This window comes from Salipaludibacillus neizhouensis (assembly GCF_002886185.1).
GTDB classification, from domain to species: domain Bacteria; phylum Bacillota; class Bacilli; order Bacillales; family Salisediminibacteriaceae; genus Salipaludibacillus; species Salipaludibacillus neizhouensis.
Genome location: NZ_KZ614146.1, coordinates 3,596,928 through 3,615,252 on the forward strand (window position 1 = coordinate 3,596,928; position 18,325 = coordinate 3,615,252).

The window sequence follows — 18,325 nt, forward strand, 5'->3', positions numbered from 1 at the left end:
TACAACGCAACCAAATATAGATTTTTAGCATTATATGGATCTTCCCTTCTTAAAGAAGAAAGACAACGTTTCCATTTTTATCGTATTTCAATGTTCGCTGTCATCACTTTTATTGTAGATTTAGCGACACTTGATCCAACATTCAATCCTATTCCTTTTCTGTCCCCTCTCGCCTTTTAATTATTAATTAATGGTTTTTGATAGAGTACTTTCCTACTCGTTAACTCCAATATACAATCCAACTCAATCGAATACATTCCATTATTTTAGAAATGCTATTCCGATTATTGACTTCTATAAAAGAAATGGACGTTGCCATAATTATGGCAACGTCCATTTCTTTTATTTAGATGTACAGGATTGTCTAACCTATTCAACATTGATCAATAACGGCGCTTGATCTCAAACAATTGTATTTCATGCGGCTGTAAAGATGTTTCCAAGTTATAACTTTTTTGTACATATTCATGCTGTATTTTCACTCCTGGTTCTGCCTTTCCTTTAATATAGTTGATCGTATCATTGTCCATATCATTTGGTGCTCCAATGTCTACCCAAGCATCATATGAAGACCCTTGCTGCCTGTTGACATACAGCTTCTTGATTATATACTCCCCATGCAGGCCTTCTAAATTTAGTTGAAATGACTTAACACGTTCATTTTCAAATACCTTATAGCGGCTAGTTGGGGACAATTGTGAATAATCAAATTTTCTGTATAATTGATTTGGATGACTGTAATTAAATAAGAGAATCTGGTAATCTTCGCCCCTTTTTGTAACAATCATATCTTCTTCCTTTAAAACTAGATTTTCACCGAGCTTGCTTAAGAAGAAGAATGCATGATACCCTGCCTTCTTGATTCCATTATAGGTCATGAGTCCAAATCCTCCATGGAATAACGGCTGCTCCAATTGAAACTCATCAAATATATCTGTAAATGTCCAAAAACCCATCCCTGTTACTTTTTCATTGTTTTCAATTACATTTTTAATGATAAAGGCACCCATATAACATGTGTCGTGTACCAAGTCCCTGCTTTCACTATTTGCGTTCCATTCCGTTATCCATAGTTCTTTAGTTAGTGAAGTCAATCCTTTGATCTTATCAATGATATGATCAATACTTGTTGAAAAATTTTGTTCATCTCCCAGCATGATGGCACCAGATTCAGCTAGTTTCTGTATAACGTCTCCTGTTACTTCAATACCACTCAATGTTTTTAATAAGTCCGATTCAGCCAAAGGATTTCTGGATAGATTATAAACATGAAAAGAGAAGAAATCGACGCCAACCTTTTCATTTTTAACAAAAGTATCAAAATCAATTAACCAATTTTGATGCTCGGTAAAGTCAATAATTCCAAATCCGCCAATTTTTATTTCAGAATCAATTGATTTAATACATCTATAACTTTCAGCATAAAAGGTAAAAAACTCTTGTCTTGTTCCGCTCCAAAAATATTGAACTTCCGGTTCGTTCCAGAACTCAAAATACCAAGTTCTCACTTCTTGCAGTCCGTATCGATTAATCAAATGTCTGAAGAAAGTATCCAGTAATTTCAGCCATCGATCCATTTCCTTTGGAGGCGATACATATGCATTCCACCAAAATATCTTATCTTCAGTACTTGCTAAATCTAATGGCATAAAACTAATTTCAATAAAAGGCTTTAAACCGGCATTAAGCAAATTATCCAAAAGGGAATCGATGTGATTAAAATTAAAATAATAGGATCCATCCGGCTTCTGGTTATATACTAAGAGCTGGTCTGAAAAAATCCCATGAAATCGAACGTACTCGAACCCTATTTCGCCCTGAATCTGTTTTAATTGATCATGAAAATCCTTTCTCAGGGCATGAGGTGCAAAGCCAAAGGTCAATAATTTAGTGAAGGAACGATTAATTTTTTTCAAGGATTTGGCAACATCAATTGTTTTGGTTTCCTTTTTATCTATTGGGAACCCGCTAAGATTTTTACGATCAAGATGTTTGAATAGATTTACGAAAGATTCTTTGCTGTTGATGCTCAAATAATCCTCCATGATGCCTTTTTTGAGCTCCATTCGAAATTGTTCTCGATACTGTATTGGCGTTATCCTTAATACTTCCTTAAAGACTCTATAATACGCTTTACTGTCTGGGAAACCGGATTTAAGAGCTATCTCAGTAACCTTTTCATCCGTTGTCCGTAAGGTAAACAATGATTTGTTTAAGCGCATATTATCTAAGTATTTTTTTAGAGATACTCCCACATTTGATTTGAAATATCTGGACAGGTATTGTGGATTTAATGAAAATTCTGTTGCAATATCCTGCAATCCGATTTGTGCATCGATACAATGTTCATTCATATATTGAAGTATTTCTACCAGTCTTTGATCATCTTCCATTCGCTTTTTCTTTGTTTTTGCAGGCACTTCAAAATGCTCCAGAAGAATGACCACAAGATCTAATAACATGATCTTAATCTTAAGATGGTAAAGTTTTTTCCTGTTCAATATCAGATCCATCATATTGGCTAGGAGATATTTTATTTCATCTAAGACATACATAGATCCTTCTTCAACGTCACTTGAGTTCAAATAGAATCTTTTTTGTTCTACATCAATTCCAAGCTTCTTAAAATACCTGGTATCAAATTGCAAAACCAATACCTGTGTTTTACCAAAAACTGTCTTAGAGTTGATAAAATGAAGTTCATTGTCATTTACAAGAAAAATATCACCCATTTTCAGATGGAAGTTATCTTGATTAACCCTGATTTCCAATTCACCTTCAAGCACGAAAAGGATTTCAGTTGCTTCGTGCCAATGATAAGGGAAATTTTCTACTGCATGTGTGAAAATATTAATTGGTAAATCAACTTGATAATCTATTAGCTCATATTGATAACGCATACTTCACCGTCCTCTACCCCACAATTATCAATACTTTAGCACAAAAAAAATATCTAAACAATTTTCCATGGGTTTAGATAAAGTTAATACTTTTAAACTTCCAGATGTACTATACTCATCAGATCGGACTATCACCATTTAGCAATTAACCGCTTGCTCGGCACTCTAAGAAAAACGCGTAGCGTCTTTTATTAAATACAGCGTATCTTTCGCCACCATCATTTAAGTGTCAAGGGTGGTTTTCCCTTGATACGCGTGGCGTAAAGATAGCTGTCATCTTATAAATTCTGTGAACAAAAAAGAAGCCTCTCAAAAGTTTATCTCTGTGTGATTTTTGATGTCTTTTCTAGAAAAGTAATTGCTTGGAATGTCTCTTATTCAATGACTACTAAACTTGTTTGTGATACGTTGAAAAGGGCTGTTACGCTAAGGAATCCAAGTTCTCCCGTGATTTTCCATTCAGATAGAGGCTCACAGTACCTTTCTTCTGAACTCCGTCAATGACAAGACCATTTAGCCATCGTTCCATCTTATTCAAAGCTCGCTTATCCCTGGGATAATGCAGTAATAGAACCTTTTTTCAAATATATGAAGAAAGAAGAACTTAATCGTAAAAAGAAGTAAAACTGGCTTGTTTCGAATATATTGAAGGGTTTTATAATCCTAGAAGACCTCATTCTGCCATTGTCATGCTTTCTCCAAACTTAAAAGAAGACATTTTGTGGCAGTCTTCCTAAAGAAACATTCCTTTTTTCTGTCTACTTTATTGGCATTTACCCAAATATGGGAAACACTATAAAAAGAGGCACTTCCATCGCTAGGAAGCACCCCCAAAATTAAATGACAAACGAAATAATTCAAGTGTCCGACTTTCAATTGAAACTTTGGAGCAAAAACTACCACAAAAACATAGTTGAATATATTATTTATGCTCCTGGCGTTGGAGTGGCTCTGAATGCATTTACAGTCTTGTCCATAACAACCTGTGGATCACTTCCCGAATCAAGAATCGTATTTTGAAACGATTCTTTTTCTACCAATACTGTTGTTACGGTAAGCGTCTCTGACGCTTCGGTAGTCAACAAAGCGTCGACTTGCGCAGAGAAACAAGAATCACTTATCTTGGCATGAACCTCCGTGGCAACAACATGATTATTAGAAATATAATTTCCATTACCCGAAACAATACGTATGATTACAGGTGTTGCACCTACCGGCTTGATGTTCTGAGTATTAATTACTTCAGAAAAGTGATTAGCAATTACAGAATTTTTATTGCCACTGATATAGAGGAGACCATACAAATCATCTAAACCATTGTCTATTCCCAGAAAAGGAGTCCAAGGTTCATGGTCACGTAAAAAGTGATTTGATGAAACCATGTTTTCCGAACAATTATCCCTGAATACCACCATTCCTGGATAAAATGAATGAAGTCTATTATTTGTGATACTGGAACGTGTCACACCATCAAAATAGATACTGCTCGCACCTCGTGGAAAAACATTATTCGCTGTAATCAAAAGTCCACCAAAATTTTGAGCGTAAATTGAATATCCTTTAAAACCGGCTCCTATCAAGTTATCAGTTATTTTTGAAGCCTGTCCCCAACCTCGTAGTTCTATACAGTTACCACATTCAGCTATGAAATTATCATGTATAGTCAGTGCATCTGCATGATAAATAGTAATTCCATGCTCTAAATACACAAACCCCATGCCTGTAATCCGAAATGAGTCACAAGCACTTGCAACATAAATACCCGTTTTCCCGTTAGTGTATGTGTTTTCCGGATTTGTTTCTCCTGAACCATCTTCAATAAAATGCAAACCATCAATACAAAAGTCAGAAAACTCTACCGAACTTATTCGGGGATTTCCACTTCGTTCAACATAAAATGCAGCTCCTTTATATTCCTCGTCATTCACTTCTAGGGGAATATCTACGAGTATGCGACTTCCTCCCGGCCACAATTCATGCAAATCCGCCCATTCATTTTCAGAAATATTAAAACGAATACTCGAAGATGTAAACCCGTGTCCAGAACCCATAATTTTAAGATAACTGATGTCTATAACTACTTGACTGCCAAGATGATAATCTCCCGGTGGAATATAGATAACCGCACCCGGTTTTCCACCTTTATTCACATCAGTGTCCGTTTGCCTACTTTTAATATCTGCTATAATGCTATTGATTACCTCACCAATATCCTCATACGGATTACCGACAGGCCACTCTGTTACGTCGTAATAATTTTTACTGGCCATAAATAAATTCTCCTATCAATTTAGTGTGTTTGTTCATATTAATCACAATGAACAAACACACTCTCTTTTATTACCATATTTCGAAGGTACCTTCAAATTAAAGAAGTAGTTAATGAACTTTACGACTCTATTGAGTATTGGAAGAGCAAAAAGGGTTGAATAATTTTTATTCATACAATGCCCCCCCTTTTCAACTTACCTTATGCAATTTATTTCCTTTGCTTTACTTTTTCTGCTAATAATAACGCACCGACAATACCTGCATCACCTTTTAAACCTGGTGAAACAATATAACTTGTAAGATCTGGTGTTGAAACGTATCCGCTTAAAAGCTTTTCAAATTGACTTCTGATTGAGTGAAGTAAATGGTCCTGCGTGGAACATGTCTCCGAAGGAATCGTTGTAGGAAACGAAACACGATCGATAATGTTAAAGTCTTCATCTGCAACTGCACATACAAACTTTGTGCCTCCTGCCTCTATACCTCCTAACAATTTTCTTCCTCCTCAATCTATTACTTTTTTGATTGACCATACTTTAAGGTCTTCAATTTTCATTTTCCCTGCTGATGCAAATAGCTTACATAAATTGCTGTTTAGATTTGGGAAGATTCGCTTTGTAATAACTTGCTCCCCCCCGTTTATAAACAATTCAATTGAAGTTGTATCTAATAATATTCTTAATTCTAATCTTCCATTTACAAATGAAACAGGAGCTCGCGAAACACTTTTTTCACCAGTTCCAGATAAATTGCGGTCCACAAGGACTTCTTGTTTCATTATATCTATTATAATTTTCGTTCTTTCGTGACCATCTTCACTTGACCGAACAAATAAACCAAACTCATTTGATGTACTTTGTGCGATATCGTAGACAATATGAATCTCAGACGATACAGATAGTTGAGGATCTATCATATATTCATTTTCATATTGAAATGATTGAAAATCCTTCAAGTTCTCTCTTAAAGTTTCTATTTCATCTACTGGTACTTGGTATAATTTATTATCAATGACCTTCAATTCACGAGGGAAAGTCATCGCACCAGCCCATCCTTCTTTCTGAGATGGTCTATGTGAAAACCACATGTCCATCCATGCAATCATAATGCGTCTATTTTTATCATCTACGAAAGTTTGTGGTGCATAAAAATCAGAACCATAATCTAAGGTATTTACTAGTCCTTGGGTAAATTGTTTAGTCTTGTAGCTCATATTACCAATGGTATAAAATGGTTTCTCATTTTTTGTGCCGTACATAGGTGAGATGATAAGGACATCCTTATTATCCAATGAAAATAAATCTGGACATTCCCACATATCTCCTTGAGTTCCATCACTCTCCGCTACAACTCCTACATACTTCCATTCATAAAGATCTTTAGATTGATATAAGAGAGCTTTTCCTATTCCTTCTTTTTTTGAGCCAACAATCATATAAAAGAATTCTTCATATTTCCATACTTTAGGATCGCGAAAATCCTTTGTTCCATCTTTCGGAAAGTCATTAATTATGGGATTCCCCTCATACTTTTTGAAGTTTACTCCATCTTGACTCGTCGCAACACATTGAACTTGCACTGGATCTTTTTCAATAGAGTGACCAGTATAAAACAGGTATAAATGATCATTGTTCACAATAGCACTACCCGAAAAACAACCATGATCATTAACTGTTCCATAATCATATTCCTCGGAAGGAGCTAAAGCGATTGGCAGGTGATCCCAATTAACTAAATCTCGACTCTTTGCATGCCCCCAATGCATTGGACCCCATTCTGGACTATAAGGATCATGTTGATAAAAAATATGATATTCACCTTTATAGAATACCAGACCATTAGGATCATTAATCCAACCCGTAGGTGCCATAAAATGATACTTCAACCTGTACTGACTTTTTTGCGTCTCTTTACTTAACTCGCTAATAATATTATTGGCTTTTTGTATTTCTTTTTCATGATATATCATTATAGAACTCCTTCCTGTTTGTTTAATTTTGTCTTGGGTTCATACTTTGTTCTAAATTCTAAAAATAATTATTACTCTTTTACAGCACCTAGCGTCATACCACTCACAATATATCTCTGAACTATAATTGAGAAAATCATTACCGGTAAGCTAAAACTTACAGCGGCAGCTGTCATCGGACCCAAATCCAAATTATATGCTGTCAAAAACTCTGAAATTCCCACAGTCGCCGTTTTGGCATTGGTGCTAGTCAGTAATAATGCAAATAAGAAATCATTCCACGCTAACATAAAACAGAATATTGCCGCTGTAGCCAATCCAGGGAGAGATACAGGAAGTATCACTTTAATAAATGCCGTAAAAATATTGCACCCATCTATTCTAGCTGCTTCATCAAATTCTTTTGGGATATTGTTGAAAAATCCGATCATGAGCCATATTGCAAAAGGAACATTGATGGCCGTATAAGTAATAATTAAAGCTACTCTAGTATCAATTAGCCCCATTCCATTAATGATAATGTACATTGGTATCGCTATACTGATCATTGGAACCATTCGAACACACAATGTAAGTAGGAGAAATATATTCCCTGTTTTCGAAGAAAACCTAGACAGTCCATATGCCGCAAGCGCTCCTAAGAAAACAGCTAATATTGTACTAATTGAAGCTGTAATAAAACTATTGAAAAAATATTTTGCAATTGGCATCTGATTAAACATGGTGACATAGTTTTCTAATGATAATTCTCGCGGAAAAAATGTTGGTGATGGACTGATCGCATCTGATGAAGGTTTAATAGATGTCAAGACTATATAGATATATGGACTAATAAATAGTAGCGCTAGGACAGTGGTAATTAAACCAATAATTGTTTTATTCTTCTTAAATAGTCTTCCTAGCGTATTCTCATTAGAAATTCCTGCATTAGGTTGACTCAATTTATATCTTCCTTTCTATTTCTTGTTAGCCTTGAACATTGCTATTAAGAAGTATGAGCTTATTGCTAACAAGAGAATAATGAATATTACTGCCATTGCACTTGATTCTCCAACTTGCCCATATCTAGTAAGTGTTTTGTACATATAAGTGCTTAATACCTCTGATGAATTCGATGGTCCCCCTTGTGTTAACACCCATACGATATCAAAGGTTCTAGCAGCATCAACGGTCCGAATTAGCACAGCAACAATCATTACTGGAAACAGCGAAGGTAGCGTCACATAAAGAAATGTTTGTATTTTATTCGCCCCATCAATATCTGCTGATTCATATAGTGTTTTAGAAATCCCTTGAAGTCCGGCTAATAAAACTAACATCATAAATGGAGTTGTTAACCATATATCCGCAATTATTGTCGACAGTAAAGCAAACCTCTCATCTGATAACCATTGAATTGCATGTCTACTTGAAGTAATGTTAAAATCGTAGAGTAACTTATTTACTATTCCAAATTGGTTATTTAACATGAATCTCCAAATTAAACCTGTTACTAAAGGGGCTATCATTAACGGAGCTAGCATTATTGTTCTTACAATACCATGCCCTTTAAAAGCAGTATTCAATAACAAAGCAAAAAATAATCCTAGTACTAATTCGAAACCTACTGCTACTACTACATAAATGAGCGTATTCGTTGTTGTATCAATAAATCTTTCAGATCTTATTGCCTCAATGTAATTACTCAAACCGACAAATGTACCTCTACCTTGAGCAATCATATCGATTTCAAAGAAACTATCTCTAACTAGCAAGGCTACAGGAAAGAACAAAAAAACTAACATAAAAATTCCTGCAGGAGCAAAAAAATAAATGGAAACTCTCGATTCTTTTGTCATACTATCACTCACTTCGATAATATTTTTTAAATGGATAGGGATGGTCCCCTACCCATTTAAATTTAGTTATCTCTAGTTCACTATTCCTTCAATTATTTCCTTCGCCTCATCTAAGGCTTCTTGTGGTGTTTGCGAACCACTAAATACATTCTGAACTGCTGGAAGTAAGGCTTCGCTTTCAATTTCTTCCCATTTTTCCGTTGACGGTCTATTTTGAGTTTGTTTTCCGTTTAATGTAGTAGCTAACTCGTTTAAATGTGCATACTCCTCTTGTTGACCATACTCTTCAAAGACTGACTGTCTAGCAGCAACCCCTAGAGCATCTGCATACAATTCATTGTTTTCGTACAAAAATAACAAATATTCTTTAGCAATGTCCTTTTTCTCTGATGAAGATGGAATTACCTGATACCAAGGTCCAGGGACAACACCTATTCCACCATCCCCTGCAATCATTGGAGCCGCACCTACATCCCCGGCCACATCTGATGTATCAGGATCATTTGAAGGAACAAAGAAATGCCCCCATGCTAACATCATTGCTAAATTACCATTATAAAATAATTCTGATGTTTCCGCCGAAGCTGTTTCCAGAACCCCTTCTGGAACTACACCTTCCTCATTCACTAAATCATTAAGAAATTCTAAAGCTGCTACATGGTCGTCGTCGTTAACAATAACTTCACCAGCATCATTAATCACTAAGGCTTCCGCTCCAGCTTGAGCGACGTGATCTAACCAACTAGCCACTGAGTCACCTGAAGTCGCTCCAAAAACACTGGTACCGTATAGTTCAGGGTAATTCTCATTATTACCGAAAAAATGGGCTACATCTTTATATTGATCCCAAGTTTCCGGAGGTGAAAGCTCATACCCGAATTCATCTAGGAATTCATCTTGATTATTTGAGTCATTAAATAAATCTTCCCTGTAGAGTAGAATTTTAGAGTTTGTCCAAGTAGGAAGCCCATAAACATTTCCATCCATTGAAGCACCGTCGATTAAACCAGGGAATAAATCGTCCTGCATTTCATCAGTTATCTCCTCTTGAATTGGCTCTAAGCCTTGGTAAAGTGCCGGTAACCAAATCGTATCAATTGTCGCAACGTCAAATGCACCCGCACCAGACGTTAATTCTGTTCTCATTCTGTCGTATACACCTGAATATGGTACAGACTCGATGATAACCTCATAGCCAGTATTTTCTTCGAACTCTTCTTTTGTCAGGTCTGCAACTGTTTGGGCTGGACTACCACCTTCAACAAGAACGGTTAATGTCTGATCGCTACTACTTTGATTTGTGTTATTACCTGCATTACTGACTTCATTATTTGAACCACAAGCAGATACCAACGCAACAAGCAATGAACTACCAATTATTAATAGTATTTTTTTCATATTAATACCTCCATTATTATTGCATCTTTCATAAAAGGTAACCCACCTAATGGGCTATTTGGACTCCATACATTCATAATAAACCCTCCATAAATTTAAATTATCTATTGCTTACGATTACTAAATTCACCTCCTTCGCTTGGTATGACATTTGTACAAATTTGCTATACAGTTAATCGATTAACTGAGATCTAAAAAAAATTAATAGGATGATCTTTTTAGATTTTCAGTCTTTAATTTAATATGCTGAAAGTCTGAGGTAGGTTTTTGTATTTTATTTAGAATTAATTCTGCAGCTTGCACCCCTATTTCGAATGCAGGCTGTTTAATTGCTGACAGAGGTGGGGAAATAATTTCTGTCCAATCAGAGTTGTCGTATCCAATAATTCCGATATCATCTGGAATTTTTAACTTTTGTTCTTGAATAAACTTAATGGAACCCATAGTCATTATATTGTTTGCTATAAATATAGCATCGATCTCTTTTGAAATTAGTTGTTTAGCCAGGTCGTACCCTGATTGAAAAGAGGATTCGCCAAATAGTACATAATCGGGATTAAAACTTATTTTATTATCTGATAGAGCAACTTTGTATGCTTGAAATCTTTCATTATTGGGGTTAACATATATTCTATTATTTGATAGTTCTTCATTTACTTCAAATTTATCATTAGAAGTAGTTATTCCTAATCCAGAACTTAAAAAGCCAATTTTTTTAAAACCAGATTTAATTAATTCATTGATACCTTCATAAGTTCCTTGGAAATTATCTACTAAAACATAATCTCCCTTATAACCAACAGGCAATCTATCAATCATAACAATTTGAAAGTTATGATCAATTGTTTCATTTATACCTTTAAAGTTTTCATTTGTCGGTGCCAATATTAATCCATCAACTTGAGTATTAAACATTTTTATAAGGTTTAATTCTTGTTCCGGATCCTCTTTTGAATTACTTAATATTAAATTATACCCCCTGCTTTTTAATTTTTCCTCTATCCCTTCTGCAATAGACATAAAAAAAGATTTAGCGGTATCCTCACTATTTATAGGAATTATAAATCCTATTGTATTTGTCTTAGTACTTCTTAAACTTCTTGCTGCAGAATTGGGGTGGTAATTCAGTTCCTTTAGCACTTTATTTACTTTATTTTTTATTTTTTCTGATACATATTTATTTCCATTAATCACATGTGACACTGTTGCAGTAGAAACTTCGGCTTTTTCAGCAACATCTTTAATACGTACATTTTTATTACTTTTCATATCTTCACCAAATTTCGTTTGTTGTTCTAAGTTAATCGATTAACTTATCATTTATATTAATTTTATTATATTTTAAATAAAATTTCATGTCAATACTTTTTTGTAAGTGTTTTCATTTTTTTATAAAGGAATCTATTATCCACTCAATCTTATGGCCATACTAGTTATTTTTATTGTTACTCTTTTTAACAGAACCTATATTTCAGTTAATCTGAAGGATATATTCTTACAAAACCTTAGCCCTTAACCTGAAGAAGAACTAGAAGAGTTTTTAAGTATAGCTAAGGAAGAAGGCTTAGAGGGGGATCTACTAGCTTTTACTATGTTAGCATATACTGGCTTACGGATTGGTGAAATGATTGCTCTGAGGTGGTCTGATATTGATTATACTGAACTTACATTACGTGTTTATATAACTTACTATAATCCAACAAATAACAAAACTATTTGGATTGGAAAACTGAGTGGAAAGTAGAAGATTATGAATAATACAGTTGTAGTTTGACTAAAAAAATAGTTGTTGAGTGTGTAACCTTTATGTAATTGCCAAAAGAGAAGCAGGAAGCAGTACTTCATCAACTGTAAAAGCCAAGAATATCGCAACAAAATATTAGAGCATTCTAAACAAGAAGGGTCAACTTAAGTCTAGTAAGTATCGATAACTTTAATGGATATGTAAGGAAAACAAAAAATGTTTAGCAACCTTCTAGAGTTGTGAAAGTATAAAATTAACAAATCAAAAAGCATATTGGATATATCAGGCGACCTATTCAGCTAGTAAATGACTCCGTTATTGAGCCGGGGTCATTTTCTTTAATCCCCACTGGGTTTTTATAATGTCAGATATATCTATTGAACTATTATTCCTTCTAAACATGGTTGGACATTTTAAAAAGAGGCTTCCAATAAGTTCGGAAACTTAATGGATAACCTCTCTAAAAAACTTATTTACTAATATTTTTTGGTTTTAAACTATCATTCCTCACGAACTTTGATATAAGAAAGTTATAAAACTTATATTACATCATGCCGCCCGTCAGTCTGTCTAACAATTATTAATAAATTTTGTTTTTTTGCATGAAAATGGATGCCTTTTGTCGAATCTCTATATCAAAGGATGAGTGTGTATGCCTTATATTGTAGGTGAAGATAGACATCAAATTTATTTACTGCCAAATACGTTGGACGACTTTGTAAATGAAGAAAATCCTGTCCGAGTTATCGATGCTTACATCGATAGTTTGAACCTAGAGGAATTGGGATTTCAAGTATATTCGGGCATCAAAGCTGGGCAAAAGCCTTATCGTCGAGAAGACTTACTTAAGCTCTATCTTTACTGTTATATGAATGGCATTCGTTCCTCTCGCAAAATGGAAACCGAAACGAATAGAAACATTGAACTAATGTGGCTAATCAGCAAGCTCCAGCCTGACCACGGCACTCTATCTGCTTTCATGAAGAATAACAAAACTGCAATAAAAAAGCTGTTTAAAGAGTTCACCTTAATGTTAAAAGGTTTCGGGTTAGTCGATGGTCAAATCGTCGCAATTGACGGCACAAAATTAAAGGCGAACAGCTCTAAAAAACAACACTTTAATGCGAATATTATCAGTAAAAAGCTAGAGCATATCGATGAAAAAATCGATTCATATTTGCGTGACTTTTTAACAGAGGACAATCGCCAAAAAAAGCAAGAAATCACAGAAAGGTTAGAGGCTTATCAAGAAAGAATTCACGAGCTGCAGGTAATGAAACAAGAACTCAAGGAAACAGGTGAAAAACAGCTTTGTGTTACCGATCCAGACGCCAAATCAATGAAAAATAACGGGAAGCATGAAGTTTGTTTCAATGTTCAAACTGCGGTGGACAGCAAGTATAAACTAATTGTGGACTGTGATACTGTCAATGATGTCAACGATCAAGGGCAATTGTCCAATATGGTGAAGGAAACAAAGGGGACCTTTCACAATCAAAAAACCACGGTTCTGGCCGATACAGGCTATTATAACTACCTTGAAATCATTGATGTTGTCGATGAAAGCACCGAACTCTTAATTAAGTCGCAAAAGGGAAAACAAAACAAACTAGCCAACGGATTTGATAGAACGAATTTTTCATACGATACCATAAACGATAGATATATTTGTCCGTTGGGTTATGAGTTACCTTTCAAATGGAACGGAAAGCAGAATGGGAAAGAGTATAAACGTTACACTTGCACAAACTTCGATACTTGCGGACAAAAAGAGTCCTGCACCTCTGCCAAAGGAGGAAGATCGATAACTAGATTAAAGGATGAGGAAGTAATCGAACAGATTACGAAAAATACACGTAGTCAAAGTGATATTTATAAGCAAAGAGGTGCGATAGTTGAGCATCCTTTTGGGACGATGAAACGTCACTGGGGCTATACATACTTTTTAACACGAGGGTTGGAATCAGTAAACACTGAGACCAATCTAATTTGTCTTGCCTATAATTTCAAGAGAGTAATTAAAATAAAGGGAGTAAAGGAGCTCTTACGTCTCTTCAGAGACCGAGCTCGCAGAAAATTTCTATGCACAAGGTTTATTCGAGTAAAATTGTATAAATCCCGCTTTATAGCTTGCTTAAATAAGCAATTGTTAGACAGACTGACGTAAGCTGAGGGTGTATAATATCTTTAACGATGTGTGCAAAAAGTGCGGTAAATCAAGGTTTTGGATATTGTTGACTGTAACATATTTAACGGCGATTTACCGTTTTTCATGAGATTGCGTTAGCAAAATGTTAGCATAAAATAAAGTTAAACGATAGGTGGTTTAAATGATGCTAAAGCAACTTGTCCAGCATCGAGATAATTATTATTTACAACACTATAAACTTAAATGTTTTGGCACATTTCCCGGTGATTCATGTTCCAATGGTTTGGAAAATATAACAGTAGCATCTTCGTGTGAAACAGATTTTCATAAAAGCTGAATGTATTTTCAGGGCATTCCTTATTTGTATTTTGTTTCATAAAATCCTTCTTTTCTGGATAGCCTGAGTCCTCTTCCGGTAAGACAGGAGATTGCGCTGTTTTCACGGGTATAAATTCAGTATGTTCTTTATCGTATTTTTTATATTTAGGATTAATACGGATAAAACCCTCTACATAATTAATAACGGTATTTGTAGAAAGAGCTTCTTTATTTTCCTCACTTAATTCATTATATGTTACATCATACTCAGAACCAGAATTACTGTTTTTCCAAGCTGTAAATTGCATTGACCGCGGTATATCTTCAAACACATTATTTTGGAAGGTAGGGTTGATGGCACCACTTGCCATAATCCCCCTGTTAGCGTTATTTTCACCAGGGTCTACATTTTTAAATGTATTGTTTTCTATCGTTGCATTACTCCAGTTCAATACCCGAATGGGATCCTGACGCATTTTCTCAATTTTATTATTCCTGATAATGATGTGATCATGATATTTTCCGCCGGAATATTTATGTGTGCCGATTGCCCGGTCTAGGTCATAGAAAATATTGCTATCTATCGAAATATTGGAGTTAGGTGTTTTATCGAACTTACTCCATTTAGAGCTCCAGCCATTCGTTAGCTTGTCAGGAGTATCAATATTGATCGCTTCTTTGATTTCAGTTGATGAAGCTATTGAATTCATAAATTTATTGTTGGATATAACAGCATCCTTCGTTGCATCAATCTCAATGAAATGGCCGGAATACATGTTTAGAAAATTAATATTTTTGATTCTGATATTTTGATTATGGCCGGCAATGATAGCAATACCATCCTTTTCGAAATTCAAATCAATTGTTGCTGTACCTGATCCAATGATGGAGATGTTTTTTTCACCATTGTATTTGCCATAGACACCTTCTTCTTTTCCAAGAGAGGGGCGGATAAATTGGAAAATTGATTTATCAGCATCGAATTGAGATGTGCCAGTTTCATTTCCATTTACAATCTTTGCACCATCTTCTAGTTTAATCGTTACATCTGAAGGTACGAACAATACATTTGACACCGTATAAGTTCCTTTTTCTAATACGAGTGTGCCTCCACCTGTTTCTTCAAGTTGTTCAAGATATGAACGAATTAAATAATAGTGTTTCGTATGCTTATTGTAGGTTGAATCACCCATAAATTCCCCATTATATGTATCGCTGTTTGGTGTAATAGTATATATTTCTACCTTAGCTTCAATTGAATTTGCAGGATAGATAACCCACAAGGTCAACACAACTAATATCAATAAAAACTTTTGCATGATCCCTATGTTCCTCCTGATAATTGTTTATAAGTATTATTAGTAAACTAAGTCGATTACCTTAGCTGCACTTATGTAAGGAGGAAAGCTTTTATACTTTCTTCCTTGTTAGATTAAAATGGGAATCAATTCCAATTTTAATCGATTGTTTGCTAGTATTTAATTTTCTTGGCTTTACAAAGGAAGTTTGTTACTCTATAAACTATTTACCCTATATACAAATAAATAAACTTATGCAAATTCATTCGATTAAGGTCATTCGATTAGTAGTTTCAAAAAATAATTGCAGGTTTCTGAGGTTATATAATGTGAAAAAGTTTATTTGACAGCTATCCTAAAACACAAGAAATGAAAAAAAGAAGCTTCCCAAAAGTTTACTCAACTTATGAGAAGCCTCTATTAAAAACCTTTTTGTTAGCATTTTACTCTCATCTCACTCAAAAACCCAATCATATCAAGGGTTGGAACGGCTTATTACATCATGCCGCCCTCTAGTAACCTTCAAAACTACTTGACGGTTACAATTGGTTAGCAAATACCTAATCTGGAAGGAATACTATTTTATTGATCCTTAAATGTGACTTCACATATGGAGTTTCTTTATCACTCAAGGATAGCTAAATACCAATAGTGTCGATGTTTTAGATAGATTGAATTCTGCGACAGTATAGTTCGTAACAAGTCCTTGTTTCGCCCAATAAGCCGTTGAGAAATTTAGATATTCCTTTCATAACTTCATAATATCTAAATTCGACAAGAGGCGGAGATTTACCTGTTTTTTCATTCGGTCAAATTTTGGTACTACTAACTCATATATCTATTAATTGTACCTTTTTTAATACGAAGCCAATAATTATAAATTAATGAATTTATTATCTGTTTATAAAGGTTTACTTTTAGGATGTGTCTAAAACCTATAAATTTACGTATAAAAAGGTTATAGAACGATTTTATAAACCTTTAAAAAATAACTGTCACCTTTTAGTCAAGAGCGCATCTGAAATTTTCACTTTAGAGTATTCAACAATAGCGCCTGATTGTTGAAGATTCTTTCTGCTGAATTGTATCGTTGTACTATGAAGTAAATGTCTATGTTTTGTTAAGGCATGAGAATTGCGCTTACATCACCGCAGGATCCTTCGAGTTTTCTTCTTCCGCTGAGCGGACAAACACGATCGATAATGCGATCATACCGCCAGCATAGCATATGCCATCCCCTGAGGAACCCGCATGACGAATAATGTTAAACCAGCAATCAAATCACACTTTAGATTTGTATTACTATGCTTTCTTAAAGATTCTGTTAACATAGCTCTTTCCTTTCTTTAACTTAATTACTAAATCTAACACTTCACACATGTCTTTTCATCAGCGCAATAAGTAATAGGAGTTGTCATATGACAACTCCTCGCTCACTATTAAACTCATGTTACACCATATTGGTTTATATGACCATGTGATTGATAAGATAAAGATTTAGTTAGTGACTTTACCTATCAAATGAAACCTTTTTCTATTTAAGGTGAGTATTGTTTTTCTTAATTTTATCCAGACTATTATAATTAATTAATCTGTGTATATGCACTGCAAGATACGCTAATTCCTCATTTGGAATAGACTTCCCATAAACTTGTTTGATATAATCCTTAATTTTAAAAGCCCCATCCATCGCCTGTGGATACAACGTTGCTAGTTGCTCAAATAATGCATTATCTTTATCATCTAGCATTTTATCTGAATAGAAACGTTCTACAAAAAATTTAACATGGGTTATAAATCGAGTATAATGAATGTTTTCATTATCTATGTTGATATTTAAAGTATATCGAACCAAGTTGACAATACTTCCAATCATTTTAGCAAACCTCATACCATTTTGAGACTCCTTCTTTTCCTCTTGAGCGTTAATTAAATGGAATGCAATATTTGCTGCTTCTTCAATTGGTAAATCGATTTGTATTTTTTCATTCATAAGCTTTAGAGCAAATTCCCCAATTTTAAATTCTTCGGAATAATAATTTTTAATTTCCCAATATACTCGGTTGGTGATATTGATATTTTTTTTATATCTTTCTACAGCGAAATTTAAATGATCCATTAACATAAAATAGATACTAGTATTGAGTTTAGCGTTAAGTTTTTCTTCCGCATATTGAACAATTTGTTGGGTCAATTCTATAAGCTCTGGAGGAATAGTATCCAATATCCCAAGGAACTCTTTCACTTTGATATTCTCTATTGGTATAAACATTTGTTCAGCTTGGTGTTCCTCAATGATATTACCAGTTTTTTGTCCGTAGCCAATTCCTTTGCCTAAAAGAATAAATTCTTCTTTTTGTTCATTTTCTGCTAATACGACACTAGAATTTAGGACTTTTTTGATTGTTATCATCGTGTAATCACCTTTCTACTAGGGAAG

At 34.5% G+C, this 18,325-nt stretch carries 12 protein-coding genes and 2 pseudogenes; 3 read left to right on the forward strand and 11 right to left on the reverse strand.

Annotated elements, in window-relative coordinates; translation table 11 throughout:
* Positions 1-383 precede the first annotated feature (383 nt).
* Positions 384-2,900, reverse strand: a complete 2,517-nt coding sequence (locus tag CEF18_RS16720; protein ID WP_110937515.1) for a GH39 family glycosyl hydrolase — start codon at positions 2,898-2,900, stop codon at positions 384-386.
* 270 nt (positions 2,901-3,170) lie between these two features.
* On the opposite strand from CEF18_RS16720, the gene CEF18_RS27255 reads away from it, so the two are divergent.
* Positions 3,171-3,404: a DDE-type integrase/transposase/recombinase gene (locus CEF18_RS27255; protein ID WP_110937516.1), complete on the forward strand. Its 234-nt coding sequence runs from the start codon at positions 3,171-3,173 to the stop codon at positions 3,402-3,404.
* A 422-nt stretch (positions 3,405-3,826) separates the two neighbouring features.
* Here CEF18_RS27255 and CEF18_RS16730 read toward each other — a convergent pair whose 3' ends face one another.
* The 7 genes and pseudogenes from CEF18_RS16730 to CEF18_RS16760 form a co-directional block, all read right to left on the reverse strand.
* Positions 3,827-5,170 (reverse strand): NosD domain-containing protein, encoded by a 1,344-nt coding sequence (locus CEF18_RS16730; protein WP_110937517.1) that lies wholly within the window; start codon positions 5,168-5,170, stop codon positions 3,827-3,829.
* 383 nt (positions 5,171-5,553) lie between these two features.
* A pseudogene (locus CEF18_RS26565) lies at positions 5,554-5,664 on the reverse strand (ROK family protein); the annotation flags it as partial.
* Positions 5,665-5,676: 12 nt separating this feature from the next.
* Positions 5,677-7,140 carry a glycoside hydrolase family 32 protein gene (locus CEF18_RS16740; protein WP_110937519.1) on the reverse strand — a complete coding sequence of 488 codons (1,464 nt, stop codon included), beginning with the start codon at positions 7,138-7,140 and terminating at the stop codon, positions 5,677-5,679.
* 71 nt (positions 7,141-7,211) lie between these two features.
* Positions 7,212-8,081: a carbohydrate ABC transporter permease gene (locus CEF18_RS16745; RefSeq protein ID WP_110937520.1), complete on the reverse strand. Its 870-nt coding sequence runs from the start codon at positions 8,079-8,081 to the stop codon at positions 7,212-7,214.
* A gap of 15 nt (positions 8,082-8,096) precedes the next feature.
* Positions 8,097-8,978 carry a carbohydrate ABC transporter permease gene (locus CEF18_RS16750; protein WP_110937521.1) on the reverse strand — a complete coding sequence of 294 codons (882 nt, stop codon included), beginning with the start codon at positions 8,976-8,978 and terminating at the stop codon, positions 8,097-8,099.
* Between the two features lie 72 nt (positions 8,979-9,050).
* Entirely contained in the window at positions 9,051-10,376 is a 1,326-nt protein-coding gene (locus CEF18_RS16755) for a sugar ABC transporter substrate-binding protein (protein WP_110937522.1), read from the reverse strand.
* A gap of 201 nt (positions 10,377-10,577) precedes the next feature.
* Positions 10,578-11,645, reverse strand: coding sequence for a LacI family DNA-binding transcriptional regulator (locus CEF18_RS16760; protein ID WP_110937523.1), 1,068 nt, complete (start codon positions 11,643-11,645; stop codon positions 10,578-10,580).
* Positions 11,646-11,907: 262 nt separating this feature from the next.
* Between CEF18_RS16760 and CEF18_RS16765 the strand changes: the two are divergent.
* Both CEF18_RS16765 and CEF18_RS16770 read left to right on the forward strand, forming a co-directional pair.
* A pseudogene (locus CEF18_RS16765) lies at positions 11,908-12,120 on the forward strand (tyrosine-type recombinase/integrase); the annotation flags it as partial.
* Positions 12,121-12,772: 652 nt separating this feature from the next.
* Positions 12,773-14,287 (forward strand): IS1182 family transposase, encoded by a 1,515-nt coding sequence (locus CEF18_RS16770; RefSeq protein ID WP_223292341.1) that lies wholly within the window; start codon positions 12,773-12,775, stop codon positions 14,285-14,287.
* A 221-nt stretch (positions 14,288-14,508) separates the two neighbouring features.
* Here CEF18_RS16770 and CEF18_RS16775 read toward each other — a convergent pair whose 3' ends face one another.
* The 3 genes from CEF18_RS16775 to CEF18_RS16785 form a co-directional block, all read right to left on the reverse strand.
* Positions 14,509-15,906, reverse strand: a complete 1,398-nt coding sequence (locus tag CEF18_RS16775; RefSeq protein ID WP_110937524.1) for a right-handed parallel beta-helix repeat-containing protein — start codon at positions 15,904-15,906, stop codon at positions 14,509-14,511.
* A gap of 1,187 nt (positions 15,907-17,093) precedes the next feature.
* Positions 17,094-17,216 (reverse strand): SulP family inorganic anion transporter, encoded by a 123-nt coding sequence (locus CEF18_RS16780; RefSeq protein WP_110937525.1) that lies wholly within the window; start codon positions 17,214-17,216, stop codon positions 17,094-17,096.
* A 203-nt stretch (positions 17,217-17,419) separates the two neighbouring features.
* Entirely contained in the window at positions 17,420-18,298 is an 879-nt protein-coding gene (locus CEF18_RS16785; RefSeq protein ID WP_110937526.1) for a PRD domain-containing protein, read from the reverse strand.
* Positions 18,299-18,325: the final 27 nt, after the last annotated feature.

Coding starts and splice junctions, on each gene's coding strand:
- CEF18_RS16750 (WP_110937521.1), bottom strand. CDS start 8,978: ATGACAAAAGAATCGAGAGTTTCCATTTATTTTTTTGCTCCTGCAGGA.
- CEF18_RS16780 (WP_110937525.1), bottom strand. CDS start 17,216: ATGTTAACAGAATCTTTAAGAAAGCATAGTAATACAAATCTAAAGTGT.
- CEF18_RS16785 (WP_110937526.1), bottom strand. CDS start 18,298: ATGATAACAATCAAAAAAGTCCTAAATTCTAGTGTCGTATTAGCAGAA.
- CEF18_RS16775 (WP_110937524.1), bottom strand. CDS start 15,906: ATGCAAAAGTTTTTATTGATATTAGTTGTGTTGACCTTGTGGGTTATC.
- CEF18_RS16755 (WP_110937522.1), bottom strand. CDS start 10,376: ATGAAAAAAATACTATTAATAATTGGTAGTTCATTGCTTGTTGCGTTG.
- CEF18_RS16740 (WP_110937519.1), bottom strand. CDS start 7,140: ATGATATATCATGAAAAAGAAATACAAAAAGCCAATAATATTATTAGC.
- CEF18_RS16720 (WP_110937515.1), bottom strand. CDS start 2,900: ATGCGTTATCAATATGAGCTAATAGATTATCAAGTTGATTTACCAATT.
- CEF18_RS16760 (WP_110937523.1), bottom strand. CDS start 11,645: ATGAAAAGTAATAAAAATGTACGTATTAAAGATGTTGCTGAAAAAGCC.
- CEF18_RS16770 (WP_223292341.1), top strand. CDS start 12,773: ATGCCTTATATTGTAGGTGAAGATAGACATCAAATTTATTTACTGCCA.
- CEF18_RS16730 (WP_110937517.1), bottom strand. CDS start 5,170: ATGGCCAGTAAAAATTATTACGACGTAACAGAGTGGCCTGTCGGTAAT.